General features: G+C 38.9%; 20 protein-coding genes. 3 read left to right on the forward strand and 17 right to left on the reverse strand.

Features of this window, described 5'->3' with window-relative positions; genetic code table 11:
• Positions 1-157 precede the first annotated feature (157 nt).
• The 12 genes from FVB32_RS13765 to FVB32_RS13820 form a co-directional block, all read right to left on the reverse strand.
• Complete coding sequence (locus FVB32_RS13765; protein WP_147744373.1) at positions 158-694, reverse strand: hypothetical protein; 537 nt, start codon at positions 692-694, stop codon at positions 158-160.
• Positions 657-1,904, reverse strand: coding sequence for a mechanosensitive ion channel family protein (locus FVB32_RS13770; protein WP_147744374.1), 1,248 nt, complete (start codon positions 1,902-1,904; stop codon positions 657-659). The genes FVB32_RS13765 and FVB32_RS13770 overlap by 38 nt, the downstream gene beginning before the upstream one ends.
• A gap of 6 nt (positions 1,905-1,910) precedes the next feature.
• A complete protein-coding gene (locus FVB32_RS13775) occupies positions 1,911-2,321 on the reverse strand; it encodes a thiol-disulfide oxidoreductase DCC family protein (protein ID WP_147744375.1) in 411 nt (136 codons plus the stop codon).
• A gap of 127 nt (positions 2,322-2,448) precedes the next feature.
• A complete protein-coding gene (locus tag FVB32_RS13780; protein ID WP_147744376.1) occupies positions 2,449-3,699 on the reverse strand; it encodes an amidohydrolase family protein in 1,251 nt (416 codons plus the stop codon).
• Between the two features lie 143 nt (positions 3,700-3,842).
• Positions 3,843-4,139, reverse strand: a complete 297-nt coding sequence (locus FVB32_RS13785) for an antibiotic biosynthesis monooxygenase family protein (RefSeq protein ID WP_147744377.1) — start codon at positions 4,137-4,139, stop codon at positions 3,843-3,845.
• Positions 4,140-4,330: 191 nt separating this feature from the next.
• Positions 4,331-4,933: a DUF3575 domain-containing protein gene (locus FVB32_RS13790; protein WP_147744378.1), complete on the reverse strand. Its 603-nt coding sequence runs from the start codon at positions 4,931-4,933 to the stop codon at positions 4,331-4,333.
• Positions 4,934-5,229: 296 nt separating this feature from the next.
• The gene (locus tag FVB32_RS13795) at positions 5,230-6,327 is read right to left on the reverse strand and encodes a putative porin (protein ID WP_187269577.1); all 1,098 of its coding nucleotides are present in this window, start codon (positions 6,325-6,327) and stop codon (positions 5,230-5,232) included.
• Between the two features lie 191 nt (positions 6,328-6,518).
• On the reverse strand, positions 6,519-8,018 hold the full coding sequence (locus FVB32_RS13800) for a S10 family peptidase (RefSeq protein ID WP_147744380.1): 1,500 nt from the start codon (positions 8,016-8,018) through the stop codon (positions 6,519-6,521).
• An 81-nt stretch (positions 8,019-8,099) separates the two neighbouring features.
• Complete coding sequence (locus FVB32_RS13805) at positions 8,100-8,507, reverse strand: EthD family reductase (protein WP_147744381.1); 408 nt, start codon at positions 8,505-8,507, stop codon at positions 8,100-8,102.
• A 572-nt stretch (positions 8,508-9,079) separates the two neighbouring features.
• On the reverse strand, positions 9,080-11,251 hold the full coding sequence (locus FVB32_RS13810; protein WP_147744382.1) for an endonuclease MutS2: 2,172 nt from the start codon (positions 11,249-11,251) through the stop codon (positions 9,080-9,082).
• Between the two features lie 53 nt (positions 11,252-11,304).
• Entirely contained in the window at positions 11,305-11,907 is a 603-nt protein-coding gene (locus FVB32_RS13815; RefSeq protein WP_147744383.1) for a short chain dehydrogenase, read from the reverse strand.
• Between the two features lie 20 nt (positions 11,908-11,927).
• Positions 11,928-13,433, reverse strand: coding sequence for a YfcC family protein (locus FVB32_RS13820; RefSeq protein WP_147744384.1), 1,506 nt, complete (start codon positions 13,431-13,433; stop codon positions 11,928-11,930).
• 73 nt (positions 13,434-13,506) lie between these two features.
• On the opposite strand from FVB32_RS13820, the gene FVB32_RS13825 reads away from it, so the two are divergent.
• Together FVB32_RS13825 and FVB32_RS13830 are read left to right on the forward strand one after the other, a co-directional pair.
• Positions 13,507-14,172: a uracil-DNA glycosylase gene (locus FVB32_RS13825; protein WP_147744385.1), complete on the forward strand. Its 666-nt coding sequence runs from the start codon at positions 13,507-13,509 to the stop codon at positions 14,170-14,172.
• Positions 14,173-14,257: 85 nt separating this feature from the next.
• Positions 14,258-14,662 carry a response regulator gene (locus FVB32_RS13830; RefSeq protein ID WP_187269578.1) on the forward strand — a complete coding sequence of 135 codons (405 nt, stop codon included), beginning with the start codon at positions 14,258-14,260 and terminating at the stop codon, positions 14,660-14,662.
• Here the strand turns inward: FVB32_RS13830 and FVB32_RS13835 are convergent.
• The 5 genes from FVB32_RS13835 to FVB32_RS13855 all read right to left on the reverse strand — a co-directional run bounded on the left by FVB32_RS13835 (position 14,659) and on the right by FVB32_RS13855 (position 18,809).
• Positions 14,659-15,513, reverse strand: a complete 855-nt coding sequence (locus FVB32_RS13835) for a substrate-binding domain-containing protein (protein ID WP_147744387.1) — start codon at positions 15,511-15,513, stop codon at positions 14,659-14,661. The two genes, FVB32_RS13830 and FVB32_RS13835, sit on opposite strands and share 4 nt — an antisense overlap.
• Before the next feature lie 62 nt (positions 15,514-15,575).
• Entirely contained in the window at positions 15,576-16,445 is an 870-nt protein-coding gene (locus FVB32_RS13840) for a nucleoside phosphorylase (RefSeq protein ID WP_147744388.1), read from the reverse strand.
• A gap of 1 nt (position 16,446) precedes the next feature.
• On the reverse strand, positions 16,447-17,379 hold the full coding sequence (locus FVB32_RS13845) for a DUF1835 domain-containing protein (RefSeq protein WP_147744389.1): 933 nt from the start codon (positions 17,377-17,379) through the stop codon (positions 16,447-16,449).
• Between the two features lie 143 nt (positions 17,380-17,522).
• Positions 17,523-17,852 (reverse strand): translation initiation factor, encoded by a 330-nt coding sequence (locus tag FVB32_RS13850; protein ID WP_147744390.1) that lies wholly within the window; start codon positions 17,850-17,852, stop codon positions 17,523-17,525.
• 6 nt (positions 17,853-17,858) lie between these two features.
• Complete coding sequence (locus tag FVB32_RS13855) at positions 17,859-18,809, reverse strand: isopenicillin N synthase family dioxygenase (RefSeq protein WP_147744391.1); 951 nt, start codon at positions 18,807-18,809, stop codon at positions 17,859-17,861.
• Positions 18,810-18,923: 114 nt separating this feature from the next.
• Here FVB32_RS13855 and FVB32_RS13860 point away from each other — a divergent pair, with 114 nt between their 5' ends.
• Entirely contained in the window at positions 18,924-20,900 is a 1,977-nt protein-coding gene (locus FVB32_RS13860) for an alpha-ketoacid dehydrogenase subunit alpha/beta (protein WP_147744392.1), read from the forward strand.
• The last annotated feature ends 80 nt before the right edge of the window (positions 20,901-20,980 follow it).

Here is a 20,980-nt window from a genome sequence, read left to right on the forward strand (position 1 = left end):
CAAGTAGGCATTCATGAACAAAACAATATCCAATATCTGTTTATGGGGTTTCTTGAGTAATACCCTCAATATCCGAATGGTTATGAAGATGCATACAGAATTCTAGCCCAACCGTCAATCACTTTAGGAGTTACGTAAAACAGGAATCTTAAATGGACTATAAATCCCTTTCTGAATTGAACAACAGAACAAACCCATCCGCACCTGTGCCTGTAGACATTTTGTTTTGATCTAATAGAAGTTGGCTGTTTACAAATGAAATACCGGCAAACTCTTGACCGTTTATTTCCAAAAAGTTCTCATCATCTACCTCAATAATGGAGTAGGGGTATGAGCCTGAATCCAACCCATCATAAATTACATCAACCAGAACATTGTTGTTGACCACGGTAAGTTTGGAATCAGAAGCATTAAAGGTCCAGGTGATGGTTTCCTCTTCAAAATCTTGATTCATGCCCACAAAACCACCGCTAATGTTTTGCACATTCCAAACCCCACTCAGTATATCGTCCTTTGGCTCATTATCTGAATTGGAACAGGCGGTAAGGGTTATAAAGCAGAGTATGGTAATGATGAACTTTTCCACAGTTAGGTTTTGTATTAGGTAATAAATAGAGGCAAACGTTGCTTTTACATCTTTTAAAATATCTACCTCATCACTTCGATGTAAAATTACTGCTGCTTGGCAATTCAAAACCTTCTAGGTCAAAGTAAGAAATGGCGGCTAATAGATGATCAAAAATATCTGCCATGATATACTCATAATTTTCCCACCGTTTATCAATGCTAAAGGCATACACCTCCATAGGAATCCCTTGTGAGGTAGGGTCTAGTTGCCTCACCATAATGGTCATTTCCTTATTCACGGCAGAATGATTGTTAAGATATGCATCAATGTACTTTCTAAAAATGCCAATATTGGTCAAATTCCTACCATTGAGGAGCATTGATTTGTCCACATTATGCTCGGTATTGTACTTTTCAATATCAGCACTTCGGTTTTTTAAGTATTCTGATATCAATTCGATTTTTTGAAGGGACTCCACATCACTTTTCTCTAGAAAACGGATACTTTCTTGTTTAATTAGTAAAGCTCTTTTAATTCGCCTGCCACCAGAATTGGTCATTCCACGCCAGTTTTTGAACGAATCTGAAATAAGCGCATAGGTTGGAATTGTAGTAATGGTCTTATCAAAATTCTGGACTTTTACCGTAGCGAGATTTATTTCTATGACGTCACCATCTGCTCCGTATTTATCAAAAGTGATCCAGTCACCAATACGTACCATGTCATTGATAGATACTTGAATACTGGCAACAAACCCCATAATAGTATCCCTGAACACAAGGATGATAACTGCGGATGCAGTTCCTAAAGCGGTAAAGAACTTCCATAATTCAATTCCAGTGATAATAGAAAAGGCAAAGAACAATCCAAAAGCCCATGCAAAAATCATGAATACCTGAATATAGCTGTCTATTGGTTTATCCTTTAAGCTCGGTAGGGTTTTAAGGAAATCTTTAATGGTGTGTAGAAGGCTGCGAACAATCCATAGAAAAAGAAAAATACCTATGACCTCTATGATTTGTAATAGGAATGGTTCTGCTGCTGGAAAATCCCGAAAAACAAATGGAATTGCTTTGAAGAGTATCACCAAAGGAATAATGTGTGCAATATTGCGTGGAGCACGGTTCTTGACCAAAAAATCATCAAAATGTGTTTTGGATTTTATGGATAATCGTGTAAACAGTCCAACCAATATTTTTCTTAGGATAAAATCAAGCAAGAACAGTATAGCGAGAAGGCCGACAAGTAGAATAGCAAGATTGATATATGAAGCCCATTCGGGTGCCAGTCCAGAACCAATTAAATAATCATAAATCTTATGCGATAGCTTTTCCATACCTATTTATGAATCTAAAAACTTGGCCTGAAGTTCAGGTGTGGGAATCATACAAGCATCCTTTCTACCGAACAATTTATATCTATTGCGTGCTATTAGGTCATATACAACATCTCTAAAAGATTTGGGTATCCAAGTGAAAATGCTCAATAATTTCCAACCTCCCCCAAAGCTTTTACTTATTTCTAAGGCAGCATCAGATTTGGTAAAATAGGCGACCCCCGGTTCAATCAAAATAATGGAATCCACTTTTGTGGTATCAATGGCCCGTTCTGCAATCAATTGGGCACCGATTTCGCTTTGCAGCGCAGCATACCGAAACGTATCCTTTTTATCTCGTTTGATCACAAACTGGATTACTCCATTACAGAGGTTGCAAACACCATCAAACAGAATGATTTTTTTATTCTCTTTCACAGTACAAAGATACGGAGCCTAGGATTGAAAGCCTACTTCTTATAAAGGGAGCTTTTAGATGAGGCGCATTAAAATTCTAAAAAAGGGATGACAATTCATCGTTCACAATTCCTAACAATTCTATCGGTCAATTTAGAATAGTACCCTGCTTCACTCTTAAACCAATCGACTTGTTTATGTTATCCATATGTTCCAAAGGGTTCACATTCAATACCAAAAAGCTAGCTTCATACCCTTCCTTTAAATGGGCAATCTTTCTATGGGGGAAGGTGGTGGTTGCCGAGTTTTCACACCACATTTTAAGTAGCTCCAAGTTGCTGAACTGGTCTAGGGAATGTAGCAATTGGAATTCTCCCACGGAATTATCGTTGTACATGTCGGAACCAATGGCGATGGTAGCGCCAGCTTCCTTTAGGGTTTTTAAATTGGATCGCACATTGCCCAGTAATTGTTCGTAATTGGTTTTTTTCCTGTTTTTAGTGACCAAGGAAGCTGTGGTTGTCACCACTACACCCTTTTGCGCAGCCAATTGAGCATCTTCCAGCGCAATGGGCTTGCCGTTATGAATCTCTGGAAGGTGGGCAATTTCATCCACACCAGCGTTAATTGCAACATGAAAATCATGAGCAGTGGCCACATGTGCGCTTACCCGCAACTTACTCTGGTGCGCTTTGGCCAAGATAGGGGGCACCAAGTCAGGATCAAGACCTTTTTTGCCAAAATAGGCCGTATCGTTTTTCCGTTTCTGGTATTCTTCGGAATAGAGCAAGTTGATTTTTATAAAATCGGGTTTAAAAGATAACACTTGCTCCCATTTATGATTTAGGTCATCGGTATTGTCTATAATAAAATAACCGTGCGACTCAAGCTCTTCTATAGTATTGAAAAGCCCCTCGAAATGGCCATACCCAAGAAATCTCTTTCTTAGTGCAACAGGATGTCCACCAGTTCCCGTTAAGGGGGCATGAGCCAAGCTTACGTCTATGCCGTTTGGTTTATTGTAGTGGTGCATTAAGGGATCTATCCGTTTTTTTATAGAGGAAAGGTGCTTTACATAAAAAACGCCATTATCTAGGTATGCACTAATGCGTTTTTCCAGTTCATAATCGCTTTCCAAGTTGTGGTTATGGGCCTCGGCAAAAGGGGGTATCACATATTTGCCAGTGAGGTCAATAACAGTGTCATTTTGCGTGTTTTTCTTAGAAAAACTTAAGATGCCGTCTTTTACCCAAACGGTTTTTTCTTCAAAAGTGTTTCCATTAAACCAATGGCCGTTGTTGAGTTCTATACGAAGGCTCTCTGGGTTTTTGATTGCCGTTTTTTGGGCGTAGGAACAAAATAGGGAGGTTAGGAAAAGCCCTAAGATTAGATTTTTCATGGTTATGTTGTTTATATAAAGACGAAGACTTTATAGTAATGTGACATGTTGTATATCAGTCTCAGCTATTGTTCTTAATAAAGGCATTTGTATTCCAAATGTATTACAAGATATAATCTTGAGGCAGAGAAGGGCACTTTATCTTAGCTTGTAAAATCATCTATTTCCTTAAAAACTTCTACGGAGACACGTTCTCCCAAATCATGCATGGATACCATTTGGCTATGGTTGCCCTCATTCCAAAATTTCTTCCAGTCATCAAGAGCATCCCATCTTGCTATTGTTTTAATTGCTGTAGGGTCGCTATCGCTCTGTACCATAAAACTACCTCTTGCTCCCTTAACCTCTTTATGGATTTTGTTGGTTGTTCTTTTCCACGTCTCAATAAAAAGCTCCAATTTTTCTGGTGCTACGTCCCAGTGGTATAGTATTCGTATCATTTACTGTTATTTAGACTCTATAAAATACAATCTTGCAGCAATGAGAATTTCTCTTTTCTTCAAATGTGAATACGTTTTGGAGTTTTAACTGCTTAATAGTTTCTAGGTTTGAAGTTACTTAAAAACGTTGATTTATTTTGGAATCTATACCCGCAAGATGCCATCTTGTGATAGCGGGGTTAATTCAATAACTAAATTCCGTTGCTCCCGCCTCCTATGGTAAATCCAATGGATATTCCTAAGTAACTGTTATCAACGGTTCCTACGGTTTGGCCATTTGGTATTGTAACATCGGCTTTTGACACAAAATTGTATTCCAATCCGAGTTTGGTTTTTCGCCATTCAATCCCTCCTCTTATAAGAAACCCTGCCTGGTTATTGACACTTCCTTCTGGTACATTTTCGGAAGGATTGACCAGATCGATTGAAGAAAATACATAGTATCCCAGACCCATCCCTACGTAAGGACGGGTATACTTTTCGTTTAGGTAATACGTATATGTTGGTACAAACGAAAGGATACCATTATCTTTTTCCGTATCGAAACGGAATTGGGAATTCCCATTATTTTCAAACTTTTGTGGATTCACGGCCAGACCAAATCTGAGTCCGATTACGCTCCGTGTTGAAATTTCAATACTGGGCTCAACGTTAAGCAGTAATCCTAAATTTTCAGAATTGGTCTTTAAGAGCAGCCCTGGGGCTATGTTTAATTTTACATTGTTCTTTTCTTGGGCATTTGAGAGGAAGAAACACGATAATACCAGTAGCAATGCCAAATTTTTCTTTGGCATAGTATTTTTAACATTAAAAAATTGAAGTGGAAAAATGGCACTAAACATAAGCGTTCTATTCTCCAATGTAGAACGCCAATTTTTTTTAATTGTTGCTAAGGGACTTGGCGCTATCATTTTGCTGTAAAATCTGCAAAGCAGTTGGCCCACAAGGAGCCATCTTGCAGTAGCGGTTAGCATCGTGGTCTACTTTTGATTTGCCCAAAATTCTATTTGTACTTTGTTTCCCAAATGAAGTACTCCATATCCTTTGCATATGGGCAGGTAATTCTAACTAAGTGGAAATCACAATTCTCTTAAAGTCTAACGTCGAGGTCAAATCGTATGCGGCTTCCGGTTTCTTTGGCTTGGCCCAAGGGAACAAGCTGTTCCACAAAATAATATTTCATCGTTAGGCTTAGGTTTTTTTGGATCATTCGACCTGCCACCAGTTCTATTCCCTTAAAGTTGGTCAGTCGGCCATCCGGCGAATCAAAGGCGGAATAGTCCCATCTGGCCCAATCGTTCTGCGCCAAAAAATCTACCGCTGAATAGCGTTGCAACCATGCATAACTGACCTTGAACAACCAGTCCTTTCTCTGTCTTAGGCCGCCATATTTAAACCCCACGACCAAGCCAGACTTTTCTCCCTTTAAATTTTCGGGAATGGAATCTAATTGGTCATAATCTTGGATGTTTTGGTACAGATCAAGTTCCATGGCAATCCCGGGACTGTTAAGCAATTTTACCCTCGTCCCAAGATGTAAGATGGTATAATCCAGTACGAAGGTATCACCGCCATCCGGAATATTGGGTATATTTTTAAACAGGTATATGGACGGAAACAGCTCCACCCGTTTCTCTGAAAACGAGGCGTATACTTGATATCCTTGAAAATAGGCGTCTTGATCAAAAGACTTGCCGGAAGTGGATATGATAAAATGTCCTCCTCTGAGCTCCAAAATATCAACAACACCAGATGGGAAAGGAAAGCTTTTGCCCAAAGAAACCCCTTCCGGAAACACATTGTCGCTCCAAAAAAGTTCATTGCTCTTTGCAAATGGAAATGAATTTTTACCCACCCAAAAAGCAAAGGTGGACCACTTGCCTTGAAAGTATGCTTTTTCCAAAGCAATGGGCAGAGTGCCAAATTCTCGAAAGTTGTCCCCCAAAGTGAGTTGCGGGTCCTGTTGTTTGCGGGGATTGCCCGTACGGATACGCAAACCTGCTTGGTACCATTCATCTCCGTATGTGGCACCTGCTCGTGCCCTATACCTAAGTCGGGAACGATCATTCCTAAAAGTGCCATCAGATTTTTGAGAATTCCAATCCTGTTCGACTCTAAATCGAAAATCGGCAGAAAAATCCAATTTAGATAAGAGCGAATCTTTTTGGGCCTGAAGTGATGTTGCCACTAGGCTTGCGCAAAGTATCAAAATTAATATGCGCCTCAAATTGAAATCAAGGTTGGATTATCAATCATGGTATACTGCAAGGTTGTACAACGAAGGTCGTGGAATTTCGCGGCATAATCAAGAAATAATACCAAACCATAAGCAAGGTTTAGAATGGTATCCAACTTCATTGGAGCCAATCAAACTGGCCTCTAGTTGGACGTCTGATCTATAAATTCATCCACATCTTTTTTAAACTTGGCCATGGAAGGCAAATGCGTATACATCATATGGCCAGCCTCATAATATTTCATGATGATGTTCTTTTTCAGCTCAGCATCCAATCCCATATGATTGATGGAGTGTTCGACTCCGTAAAAGACCGTGGCCAAATCGTAATACCCATTCAGAATAAGGATTTTTAAATCTGGATTTCGTTTCATGGCTGAGGTCATATCGGGTAAAGTTGTAACCGCCACCTGCATGTTCCATATTACATTACCTCCATGATTCCAATCCCATTTAAACCCTTTACGGGTACTGGCACTAGTGGTGTAGCTCAAATCTTTTCTCACCTTAAGATCATTATAGAGATAGTCTTTAAAAGCGGCGATATAGGGTGGGGAAATGGCATCACTTTGTGGGTCGGTCAAGGAGGATTGCGACAATACATCTTCGTTTATTCCGGTAAACCTAGAGTCTAACCTTCCCACTGTAAGTCCCTTATCTCGAAGTAGTTCCTGAAAATACTCACCATTGGTTACCCGGAGGTCCGCTTTTAAATAGAAATCTTGGCTTAAACCGGAATAATCTGCTAACTTTTGGGCAACAGCTGCCTTTTCCGATGCGCTTAATTGATCACCTTTGAGTAGGGCAGGGGCGTATTCGTTTTGTGTAAAGCCGCGAACCTCATCCAAAAAGGATTCCAAGCTATCACCTTTGTTTTTTACTTTGTTATGATACCAAGCTGTGGCCGCATAGGTAGGATAGTGAATCAAATAGGCGGTATCGTCACCTGGCCCAAACAGCAAATGCTGTAAATCAAAAACTGCCGATACCATGATTATGCCGTTCATGGCAATTCCTTTATCTTGAAGGTGCTTTACCAGGCCGGCATTTCTAAACGTGCCGTAGCTTTCGCCAAGCAGGTATTTAGGTGCGTTCATTTTTTCGGCTTTGATAATAAACTGTTCTATAAAAAGGCCAATGCTTCTAATATCTTGGTCCACACCCCAAAAATCTTCCCATTTGGCTTCGCCAATGGGTTTGCTAAAGCCAACACCCACCGGATCTATCATCACCAAATCTGCTTTATCTAAAATGGAAAATTCGTTGTTGACCACCTTGTACGGAGCCGGTTTGGTATAGTTGGGATCATTGATTTCGATACGCTTAGGCCCCAAAACCCCAAAATGCAACCAAAAGGAAGCGGACAAAGGGCCACCATTAAAAGCAAAGACAATGGGCCTGTTGTTGGCGTTGGTCTTTCGGTAATGAGTAAACCCGAACAGGGCTATGGGTTTGTCGTTTTCATCACGTAATTGTACCGTGCCCGTTTCTGTGGCAAGGGTTATGGTTTTACCGTTGATGGTCACGGATTGGGTGGAGCTGAATATTTCTCCATCAGGAATTTCTTTTTTTTCTGATTTTTCTTGGGCAAACGCTACAAAGATAAACAGTGCAAGCGCCATTGTTAACAATTGGTTTTTCATTTGGTATATTCTATCAATTAGACTGTTTTTTGAACTTTTGCGGGACGTTGTTTGATTACTGTACTGCTGAAGTTTAGGGTATCATTGCAAAACTTCACTAATTTGAACAACGGGTTGAATGTTGGTGTAGTTTGGAATGTCGCCAACTATTTTTTCTGCATTTGGCCCAAAAGAATTTTGATATGCTGAGAGTTTGTCAAAGTATAAATAGCCAATGGCCAAATATGGAATTGGCTCATCTGGCGTTCTGCCCGAGATTCCCTTATCAATGGTATATAACTTTAAAGAATCCCCCAGTACACGGGCAACCATGGGCATGTGTTTGTTGGAATAGTAGTCCATATCAAACGTTTTCCCCTCACTATTTGGATATAGAATGGTTACTTTGACCATACCTTCTTTGGTTGTAGAAGATTCCATTTTTGTTTGTTTGCAGCTGGCAAGAAGCACAACAACGCCAAGGACTAAGAGTATAATGTTGGTTTTCATTTTATTGGTTTTATGATTTGTAGAAAGTTACCATTTTTTGCAGACTATTTAAATGGTCTTTATGGATTTACGTTTAAACAAGTTCTATGAAAAAATAAAGTTTATTGAATTTTTGTTCAATATGATCAATACCCGAGACATCCTTAGTCGAAATCTATCAGAGTATGGCCAATACACTGAGGTGTATTTAACATTTGTTTTATGAGAAAATCTTGAATATCTAAATAAGGATCCTTGGTATTATCAGTGAACTTGGAGGCCACAAGTTCAAGAACTTTCTCTTTTTTTTCTGATTCCCCTTTTTACCTAGTTCGCTTGAAAATTCTGTTGAGCAAATTTTTGGATACGAGGGTTATTAATAGAATAATCAAAAAATCATTAGGAATATATATAAAATGTTCTCCTCCGGAACTTCTATTTCTTATGCAAATTTTATTATTGTGGATGAAAATATCCGTACTGTTGACCAAACCCTGTTGGTAAAAAGTGTACTTGTTTTTCATATAGCTATATTTTACATCTGGAAAATTCTTATTGGTACGAATTTGTCCAGCATTATAGCTATGACAAGTCTATTTTTTTGTTTCTACCAGCTCCAATTGATCGATGCTTACATTGGTCATAAACATACCGTAATTTACAGCAGCTTTGTTTTTCTCCAAAGTATCAATGGTGCCTACTGCCTTACCATCAAATAGGCGAACACGATCACCTACCTTAAATACTGGTCTGGGTTTGCTCTTTTCTTTCTGGATGGCCTTTTTCTTTTCAACTTTCTTTTCTTGCCTGACCTTTACAATCTTCTTTTCCAGTTCTTGTGCCACTTGTTTCTTCTGTGCTTGTTTGGCCTTGGCTTGCTTGGCTGATGTTTTTCTACGTTTGCTATTTTCCGTTTCCACTATTCTAAGTAGCTCAGAGATTAGAGGTCGCTTTTTATGGTCTATAAAATACCTTTCCGCAGCCGTATTAATTTTATCTCCCAATTGGATCATACGTTGGTTATGGTCGTACAATTCTTGGTAATTTTCCAACTTGGATTTTATTTTGGCATTTAGTTTTTCCAAACGTTCTGCTTCATCACGTGCTTTGGTTTCTTCATCTTGCAACCGGGAACCGGTCTGGACCATTTTGGAGCGTTCTTTTTGCAATTTGGCAATAGTGGCATCAAAGCGCACCTTGCCACGTTCGATTTTTTTCTTGGCTTTATTAATAAGGGAATAGGGAATACCATTTTTTTGAGCCACTTCAAACGTAAAAGAACTACCGGCTTCTCCCAAAATCAATTGAAAAGTAGGTTCCAAGGTTTTGGAGTTGAACAACATGTTAGCATTGGTAGCATGCGGTAATTCATCAGCTAAAGCTTTTAAATTCGCATAATGGGTGGTTATTACCCCGTAGGCCTCACGTTCATAAAAAATTTCCAAGAAGGCTTCCGCCAACGCTCCGCCCAATTCTGGATCACTACCGGTACCAAACTCATCAATTAAAAATAGGGTCCTGTCATTACATCGCTTTAAGAATTGGTTCATGTTCTTTAAACGGTAACTGTACGTACTTAGATGATTTTCAATGGATTGATTATCTCCAATATCCGTTAAAATCTTGTCGAACAAACAAACCGTACTACGTTCATGGACTGGAATCAGCAAGCCACTTTGTAGCATTACCTGTAAAAGCCCAATCGTCTTTAAAGTGATGCTTTTTCCACCGGCATTGGGCCCGGAAATGACGATTATTCTATTTTCTTTATGTAATTGAATGGTCTGTGGCCAAGTCTTTTCTCGTTTGAGTTTGTTGGTCAGAAAGAGTAGGGGATGATAGGCATCCCGTAGAAACAATTCCTTTTCTTCATTGATTTCTGGAAGCAGGGCATTCATATCCAAAGCATATTTTGCTTTTGCTGCGGTAATGTCTATATGAATAAGATGATTTTGATATTGCTTTAACAGATAGTCGTAAGGCCTCATGGTATCCGTAAGTTGGTTTAGGATACGTTGGACTTCTTCTTTTTCCTCAAACTCTAAATTACTGAGTTCTCTTACGAAATTGAGTGTGGTTTCTGGAACAATGTACACAATGCTGCCCGTTTTGGAACTGCCCATCATTGTTCCTTTCACCTTTTTACGATGCATTGCTTTCACCGCTAAAACTCTTCGATTATCCACTACAGATTCGCGAATATCATCAAGAAAATCCTGGGATTGATATTTGGACAGAGCAACTCCAAAGCTCTGATTGATTTTTCCGCGGACTTCATTGATTTGCATTCGTATGTTACGTAATTCATCTGAGGCGTCATCTCTTACTTCCCCAAACTTATCAATCACATTATCTATGGATGTTGGGATTTCAGTATTCGCTTCTAATTTTTCGGTGCTTGCAAAGAGTAGGGGGTAGTACTCTTTAAATTTTTTAAAGAATTTTTGATGTAAGGCTATGGTTTTGCAGATGTTTCCAATTCTTCTGAATCCTGAAATCTCTAAAGTGGTGTTTTCAATTTTTAGCAACTTCAATTCCCCATTGATACTGTCAAAACCATGGTTGGGAATTCGGTTATCATTGGAAAAGGAGGCTAAATATTCAGATGTCTGGCCTAAAACCTCCAGGAGTTGCTGCTTATCCTTTAGCGGTTTGATTTCGGCAGCTGCCTCTTTACCCAATTCAGTATTACAGCGTGCGGCAAGCTGCTCCAATACTGTTGGAAACTCTAAATCTTGAAGTGTTTTGGGATGGATGCTTTGCATTTTCTTTTACTAGCAGCACAAAGATAGCTCAATGATGCTTTGAAAAGTTTTGTTTAATTATAAACTCGAATTACTTCTCCGTTTCCTTTCCCCATCACGCTTCTTACGTAGGCATTAACAGCCTTTTCCATTGAAATAGGGGTATGTCCTTGAAAGTAATCTTTATACTTTTCATAAGCATCTATAACTAATTCCAATGAAACTACGTTGAGGCGAATCCCATTTTCAATCTCTAAAGCTGCAGCTTGTACAAAACTATGAATACCGCCATTGACCATGGCAGCACTTGCTGTTTTTACTACTGGATCATCGGCCAATACTCCCGTAGAGAGCGTAATTGAACCACCAGGATTTAAAAAGTGTTGTCCAATGCGGACCAAGTTTACCTGTCCCATCAATTTACTGCGAAGACCGATATAATAATCTTCTTCTGATAAGTCATTAAAGCTGGCCCATTTTGCTTCTCCTGCTATGCAGACAATGGCATCCAATTTTCTTGTTTTTTCAAATAACTGTGTGATAGATGTACTATCCGCAATATCTACTGTTACATCTCCTGAATTTCTTCCAGCAATGATGACCTCATTGCCTTCTAAAAAGTGATTTGTTACTTTGCTGCCTATTGTGCCTTTTCCACCTATAATCAATATTCTCATTCCAATCTGAATTTATCCTTTCAAAGATATACACTAATCGTAAGTATCACCATCGATAGGATGCCTAAAATTAGGACTAAGGGCCAAACAAATTTCAGCCATTTATCATAACCAACATTCACCAAGGCCAGCGAAGCTAGAATTATCCCGGTCGGATTGATAAATTTGAATAGCCCTACCCCATACTGATATGCATTGACCATGATTTCCCTACCTATCCCAACACTGTCGGCCAAAGGAGACATAATGGGCATGGTAAGTACCGCCATTCCTGAAGAAGAAGGAATAAAAAAGGTTAATCCGCTGTAAAGCATAAGCGTTACATTTATGAACAATCCTTTATGCATTCCTGAAGTGAGCTCACTGGCATAGTATAACAAGGTGTCGCTCACCTGACCATCTTCCATAAGCACAGTGATTCCTCTTGCAATGCCAATAATGAATGCCACTCCTAATAGGTCCTTTGCACCGGACATGAATTCATTTACAAATTGCTTTTCATTAAGTCTAGTGATAATGCCAATCAATAACGCACCAGCTAAAAACACCGAGGTCATTTCTAAAAACCACCATCCCAATTGGGAAACCCCGTAAACCATAACTAGAAAACAATTTGAAAAAACAAATAGTACCAATTTGAGTTTGGTGGTAAGTCTGGTGGTCGCGGTACTGGAAATTCCAGAAAACAAACCTTCAATTTCTTCTTTCTGATCATAGATTAGGGATTGTTCTGGCTTTTTCTTAACCCGTTGGGCATATCGAATGATGTAAGCAATACAAATAATCAACCCTAGCACAAGCATGATTAATCGTCCATTGAGTCCTTCAGTCCAATTGATTCCCGCAGCATCAGATGCAATAATGGTACTAAATGGATTAATTGTGGACGCTAGAGTACCAATGGAAGAACCAATATAGATTGATGCTATGCATGCTAGCGCATCGTACTTTGCAGCCAAGAAAATGGGGATTAAAATGGGATAAAAAGCAATGGTTTCTTCTTCCAGTCCGAAAGTAGTACCACCTAATGCAATCAAGCTAGTTACCATGATGATTAAAATGAATTCCCTGCCTTTTAGTTTTTGGGCCAACCACGCAATTCCCGCTTCAAAAGCTTTGGTAGCATTTACAATGCTAATGAGTCCACCTATGATCAAAACTAGCAGGATAATATCAGCAGATTGCATAATTCCTTTTAATGGGGCTTGAATAAAGCCCACAAAACCTTGAGGTTGCCCTTTCAATTTCTGGTAGGTGTTGGGAATGCTTATGGCTCTGGAGATGGCACCATCCCTGAATTTTTCAATGGGAATTTGAATTGTCAAATCATCCAATGTTTGTTGTGTGGCTTCTAAAGTGATGCTATTCCCTTTGGAGGTTTTTATAAATGTATCAGTATCCAAATCATAGGAAAGTCTATCATATTCTCCAGCGGGGATAATCCACGTTAGCAGAGAAACTACTGCAGCTATGATAAACAGTACGGTATGTGCGGTGGGAAATTTAATTTTTTGGAGGACTGACATCAGTTGGTTTTAATTTTTGGTGATTGGGCAAGATATTATTTTTAGATTTATCCACGGAAATGAGGAAAATTTAATGAATGTATCTATAGACCCAAGCTGGAAATTTCATTTACAAACTGAGTTTGAGAAACCATATTTTAAGGAGCTTGCCCAGTTTGTAAAACAAGAATACCAAAAGTTTACATGCTACCCAAAAGGGCGAGATATTTTTGCTGCTTTTGATCATTGTCCTTTTCAGGAAACAAAAGTGGTGATTATTGGACAAGATCCTTATCATGGACCAAACCAGGCCAATGGCCTGTGCTTTTCTGTAAAGGATGGAATTCCCCATCCACCATCATTGGTGAATATTTTTAAGGAAATTAAGGTAGATACGGAACAGCCCTATCCAAAAAGTGGCAATTTGGAGCGTTGGGCACAGCAGGGAGTTCTGCTTTTAAATGCCACGCTAACGGTAAGGGCACATCAAGCGGGAAGCCATCAAAAAAAGGGATGGGAACAATTTACCGATGCGGTCATTAGCAAAGTTTCCACAGAGCAGGAAGGGATTGTTTTTTTGCTTTGGGGTGGTTTTGCAAAAAAGAAATCGGTTTTAATAGATAAGACCAAACATCATATTCTTACCTCTGGTCATCCATCTCCCTTAAGCGCAAATAGAGGTCTTTGGTTTGGCAATCAACATTTTAGCAAAACAAATGTCTTGCTTGCCCAAATAGGAAAGAAGTTGATAAGTTGGTGAATTATTTTTCGAAAGTATTTTCTTAAAATACCTCAAGAATTCGTACGTTTATGTAATAATAAGCTTACCAGAAAAACCTCATAAATTGCGCCGACTAAAATCAGTTTTACTTGTTGATGATGATGACACCACTAACTTTCTAAATAGGTTTTTTGTAAAACAATTGGATGGTAATTTAACTGTTAACACTATGTGTAATGGTAAAGAAGCCATAGAGTTTTTAGCATCTTCTTTGGATGAAGATAGTATGCCTTGCCTGCTTATTCTTGATACCAACATGCCGGTCATGGACGGCTGGAAATTTCTGGATACTTTTGAGGAAAAGTTTGATGACCACTTTAAAAAGAACGTGGTAATTATTATGTTGACGGCATTGGATACAGAAGAGACTACTGCTTTGGCCATGTCCAACCCCAACGTTACCGGGACCGCACAAAAGCCACTTTCGGATTTGAAGTTTAGGGTTTTGATAAATAAATACTTTTCCTAAGGTTTGCTATAAAGATATTTCCCCGGAGGTAGCACTTCCTTAATTAATTGAAGACTGAATAGGCGTTGTTGCACGTCATTTAGCGTTTGCAAGGTTATTTGATTTTGACCCCATGTAGTTTTTGAGAGCCAATCTTGAATGTCTTCTAGCTGTTGATGATACCTATTTGCCAAAGTTCTGTCAATGCTAGGAATTCGTTTGAAATCAACGGTATAGATGTTGATAATTTCTAAGACATGCTTAAGAAGCCTTTCATTGGACTCTAAAAATGAGCTAGTAGCCGCAATAACAAAACAAGGCCAAGGGGTGGGGCAGTCTCCCAACCTTTTAAAGATACCTTGATCCACAAATGGTTTTGTTGTAAAATGCTCCCACATGAAATAGGCATTAGACCCTTCGCTTAGGCTTTTAATAGCACCATCTAGATTACTAATGATTTCAAATTGAAGTGAATCTGTATCCCAACCTTGGTTTTGAGCATTTACGTAGGCCATTAGATGACTTCCGCTACCCATACGGCTTACTGCTATCTTATCATTCTTTAATTCTGAAACAGCTGAACGCTCACTATTTGCAGCAACATGAATTCCCCAAAGCAGGGGAGAGGAGATGTATTCTTGAACTATTTTAGAGGGATTTCCTTGAGAAATACTTTTTACCAAACCTTCGGTAAGTATTATGGCCAAATCAGTTTCGTTATCCTCCAATAGCTGGCACATTCTTCCAGTTCCTTCAGGAATATCGGTCCACTCTAAGTTTATGCCACGATCTTGAAAAGCGCCTTCTTCTATGGCCAAGTGCCAGGGAAGGTTAAAATGTTCAGGAACACCTACTATTTTTACTGTTTTCATATGTGGCTAAAATAGAAGAAAATGTCTTTACTCGTTTTTTCGGGGATATGATAAAATGATATTCAGGAAATAATGCTTTCCAAGGTATATTTAATGAGATTGTCTACAGTTTTGAAGGCATTTTTTGAAAATTCCCCAGTAGCTCTATTTGCAAGGATAGCATTTAATGAAACTGCCCTATGTCCATGCAACTTTGCTAACCCATATATGCCAGCGGTTTCCATTTCAAGGTTGGTTATGCGTTGATTTCCATAAGAAAAGGAAGCTAGTTTACTATTGAAGTCTATAATCTTTGGGGTTAGCCGAAGGCTTCTTCCCTGCGGGCCATAAAACCCTGAATTTGTTACAGTTATTCCAAATCGTATACGATTAGAGCTGACTTTTTGCTTTAGATTCTCATCAGAATCCACGGCATATGCCGATATATGATGCTCATCCCACTTAACGAAGCCATTAAGCTGTTCTTCTAGAGTGATATTTCTTATATGTCCACTCTCATAAAAGTGTAATAGTCCTTCAAAACCAATGGCCGATTCACTCAATATGAACGAATCAATAGGAATATCTGCCTGTATGGCACCTGAAGTGCCAATCCGTATAAAATCTAGTTGGGTCTTTTCTTTTTTGACCTCTCTTGAGGCAAAATTTATGTTTGCTAGCGCATCCAACTCATTAAAAACAATATCAATATTATCCGTACCAATACCGGTAGAGATGACTGTGATCCTTTTCCCTATATAGCTACCTGTATGGGTTAAAAACTCACGGCTTCCTTTTTCAATTTCGACGGAATCAAAGTATTTGGAGACTAAAGATACACGGCTAGGGTCTCCAACGGTAATTATGGTAGTCGCTATGTCCTCAGGTAAAAGGTTTAGATGATAAATGCTACCATCAGGATTCAGAATTAGTTCTGAGTCACCTAAGGTCATTTTACAATTTTAAAATGCGATCTGTAGAGGAATTATATAGGAAGCTATACTTTAAAGAGCCACCCAAATATAGTTGATTATCACGTATTTGAGAATAATAATTGGCCTTGTTCATTAAAATATCCTTCCCTTTTCGTGTTAGCTTCACAGGATTAAAAGAACCGAAAAGAGGTTTTAAAGAAGTGATGATACGATCGTATTGTGTATCTCCAAAACCATAATATCCTTGATTAGCCAAAACCTTGCCCAATAAATCAGCTCTGGATTCAGGTTTTTGGCTCAAGGCTGTATCTAAAATGCGATTTTCTACTTCGTTTAGGCCATTTCTAATGGTTGGAAAACGTCTTAAATGTGCTTTTAGCGCCTCAGACAGGTATTGGAACTGAAAATGGTTATGCGCTATCAGATTTTCTAGCCGAATAGGGTTGTCACTACAATACAATTGCCATACATAGTCTGCAAATTCTATATCGTCTTGAGATAAAATCGTCCTATTTTCATATAGACTCAATAATTTCTCATCGCTTAACTCAGATAATCCATATAATTTGTCACTTTCATCTTCCTTTCCACTGCAAACTAGGGATATTTCTGCATGCCTTCTATGTGTTTTAAGCCAACTGAGCACCGCTAGCATATTTATCTGGCAGAAAAGGTCGTATTCAAACCAAAGTACTATCTGATCTTGCTGTTTGTGGTTACATAATGACCTATACTCTTTAAGCGTCTTCTCTACAAAAGAAGATTTGGAGACCTTATAATTTTTGTTCAGAAATTCGAAACGGGTTTTCCAAAAAGATTCACTTCCAACGTTGCATAATGTCTTGCCTTCACAAAGCATTTCCCTCCACGTAATAATATCTCCTTTAAGATGTAACGATTGTAGTTTTGACGTGAAATTGTCCCCGTTGGTAATATGCAACAGTGATTTCATTTTCAGCTTAGTTTTCGTCGGTTAGAAGGATTAAATGTAAGATATAAACGATGAACAGAAAAATTTTTTCGTAAAACATTGATTGTCAAGGTTTAATTTTAACAAGATGCGAAAAAAATAACGTGGATTTAAGAATGATTGTGCTATCCACCGACCCTTTTTACTGAAAAACCTTTATCCTTCAAAAAGGTCATGATTTTGTCCCTGTAATCGCCCTGAATAATGATGACATCCTTTTTATAACTCCCACCAACACCTAATAGCGTTTTGATGTCTTTGGTCAATTTCTTGAAATCTGAATCAGCACCAGTATAACCCTCCAAAAGGGTAATGGGTTTGCCCTTTCGTTTTTCATATTTGCAAATTATCGGAGTGTCTTGAAGCCAATACTCAGGCTGAGTGGGTTTTAAAATTTCATTATCCTCCGGAATATGTTCCGGGAACAAGTTTTTAAGCTGATCTTGTAAATCCATTGACCACTATTTTTTTACAAGTCCCAATTCTATAAGCCGCTCATGAAGGTATTCGCCTGCAGTAGTATCCTCAAAACCTTTTGGATGTTCATCATCCACACAATCTGCCAAGCAATTTAGCGGCATTTCACTAACGGGATGCATAAAAAATGGAATGGAGTATCGGGATGTTCCCCAAAGTTCCTTTGGTGGATTCACAACTTGATGAATAGTGGACTTTAGCTTGTTGTTGGTTAGCCTGGATAGCATGTCTCCAACGTTAATCATAAGCTGATTGGATTTTGCTATGGCATCTACCCATTCGCCTTGGTGATTTTTTACCTGCAATCCTTTGCCATGAGCACCCATTAGAAGAGTGATTAGATTGATGTCGCCATGTGCAGCGGCTCTCACTGCATTTTTGGGTTCTGAAGTGATTGGAGGGTAGTGAATAGGTCTAAGGATGGAATTTCCATTCTTAATCCACTCATCAAAGTATAATTCATCAAGATTTAGATGCAGTGCTAATGCCCTAAGCACATATTTTGCGGTTTTTTCAAGCATTTTGTAGGTCTCCTTTCCAACTTCATTGAAATTGGGCAATTCTGCAACAGCTACATTATTTGGATACTCTGCCTCAAGTTTTGGGTTGTCGTCCACATACTGACCAAAGTGCCAAAATTCCTTAAGATCACCTTCCTTTTTACCCTTCGCATGTTCTTTTCCAAAAGAAGTATACCCGCGTTGTCCACCAATGCCTTCAATTTCATATGAATCTTTGATATCTTGAGGAAGCTGAAAAAACTTTTTAATTTCTTCATATAACTGCGCTACCAAATCTTCCGATAGAAAATGGCCGCTTAAAGCCACAAAACCAATATCTTCAAAAGCCGCACCAATTTCTCCAATAAATTTTTCTTTTCTAGCAGCATCACCTGAAACAAAATCAGTAAGGTCTACGCTTGGAATTGCACTCATAACGTCAAATTTAGATTACCATCAAAAGTAATGAATAATAAGAAACCTTTCTAAAATTTGGAGGGTCATGGATTGCTTTTTCATTACTTTTAACCCCATTGAATTTTTTACTTTATGAGATATCATATTGGTGGTTTGGATCATCAAAAATTGAGGGACTTGTACAAAGGAATGCTCAAGCCCAGAATGATCGAAGAGAAGATGTTGATTCTGCTTAGACAGGGCAAAATTTCCAAATGGTTTAGCGGAATAGGGCAAGAAGCAATATCTGTTGGCGTAACACAAGCCCTAAAGACCGAAGAGTATATTTTGCCTATGCACCGTAATTTGGGTGTGTTTACTTCTAGAAACATCCCGCTTTATAGACTTTTTGCACAATGGCAAGGAAAAAAAAGCGGTTTCACCCAAGGAAGAGATCGCAGTTTTCATTTTGGAACCCAGGAATATAAAATTGTTGGCATGATTTCCCATTTGGGGCCTCAACTGGGAGTTGCTGATGGAATAGCGCTTGCGGACATGCTGAGAAGGAAGAAAAGAGTGACTGCGGTTTTTACGGGAGAAGGTGCAACTAGTGAAGGTGATTTTCATGAAGCTTTGAATATTGCCTCTGTATGGAGCCTGCCAGTAATTTTTTGTATTGAAAACAATGGTTATGGCCTTTCCACCCCAACCAATGAGCAATACAATTGCGAAAATCTTGTAGACAGGGCCAAAGGATACGGAATGGAGTCGCGGATTATTGATGGAAACAACATTCTTGAGGTTTACTCCAAAGTGGACGAGCTGTGCAAAGCCATTAGGAAAAGACCAAGACCGGTTTTATTGGAGTTCAAGACTTTTAGAATGCGGGGTCACGAAGAGGCAAGCGGCACCAAATATGTTCCGGAGAAGCTGATGAAAAAATGGGAAAAGAAAGACCCCATAACCAATTATGAGAAGTTTCTTTTAGAAGAAGGAGTTGTACAAGAAGAAGAAATAAGGCGATTTAAGGAAGAAATCACGGAAGAAATCAATTCCAATTTGAAACTTGCTTTTGATGAACCTACCATTGACATTAATGAAACTAAAGAATTAAATGAAGTATATCAAGAATTTAATTATGAACATGTTGAACCAAAAGAAAATGTAAAAAAAATTCGTTTTGTTGATGCGGTTTCCCAGGGCTTAGAACAATCCATGGAACGCTACAATGAAATGATCATTATGGGTCAAGACATTGCCGATTATGGGGGTGTTTTTAAAATAACAGAAGGGTTTACTTCAAAATTTGGTAAAAGCAGGGTGAGGAATACGCCCATTTGTGAATCAGCAGTGGTCTCTGCAGCGATGGGTTTATCCATAAATGGAATGAAAGCAGTTATGGAAATGCAGTTTGCTGATTTTGCCACCTCAGGTTTTAACCCAATAGTAAATTATTTGGCCAAGGTGCATTACCGGTGGGGTGAAAATGCAGATGTGGTGATTCGCATGCCCTGTGGGGGCGGAGTGGGAGCCGGACCTTTTCATTCACAGACCAATGAAGCTTGGTTTACCAAAACCCCTGGGCTTAAAGTGGTCTATCCGGCTTTTCCATATGATGCAAAAGGTCTACTGACTACTGCGGTAAATGACCCAAATCCTGTGTTGTTTTTTGAACACAAAGGACTTTATAGAAGTGTGTATGGTGATGTGCCTTTGGATTATTATACTGTTCCTTTTGGAAAAGCCGGCCATATAAAAACTGGAGATTCTTTGTCCGTGGTGAGCTACGGAGCTGGAGTGCACTGGGCATTGGAAATTTTAGAAAAACATCCAGAAATCGACGCGGATGTTCTAGATTTGCGCACACTTCAACCTCTAGATATAGAAGGTGTTTATACTTCGGTGAAGAAAACAGGAAAATTAATTATACTACAAGAAGATACGTTGTTCGGTGGTATTGCTAGCGATATTTCAGCAATGGTAATGGAGCATTGCTTTGAATATCTGGATGCACCTATTAAAAGAGTGGGAAGTTTGGAAACACCTGTTCCTTTCGCAAAAGGGTTGGAGCAAAACTATCTGCCAAAGCAAAGATTTGAAGTAGCACTAACAGCACTTTTTGAGTACTAAGATTTCGTTTTAACAATTATTTAACAAGACCAATAAATAAAATTTGTGTCTCAATCGTATATACTAAAATTTAAATTCCA

Origin of the sequence: Flagellimonas hymeniacidonis (assembly GCF_008040165.1) — a bacterium.
Taxonomy (GTDB): domain Bacteria; phylum Bacteroidota; class Bacteroidia; order Flavobacteriales; family Flavobacteriaceae; genus Flagellimonas; species Flagellimonas hymeniacidonis.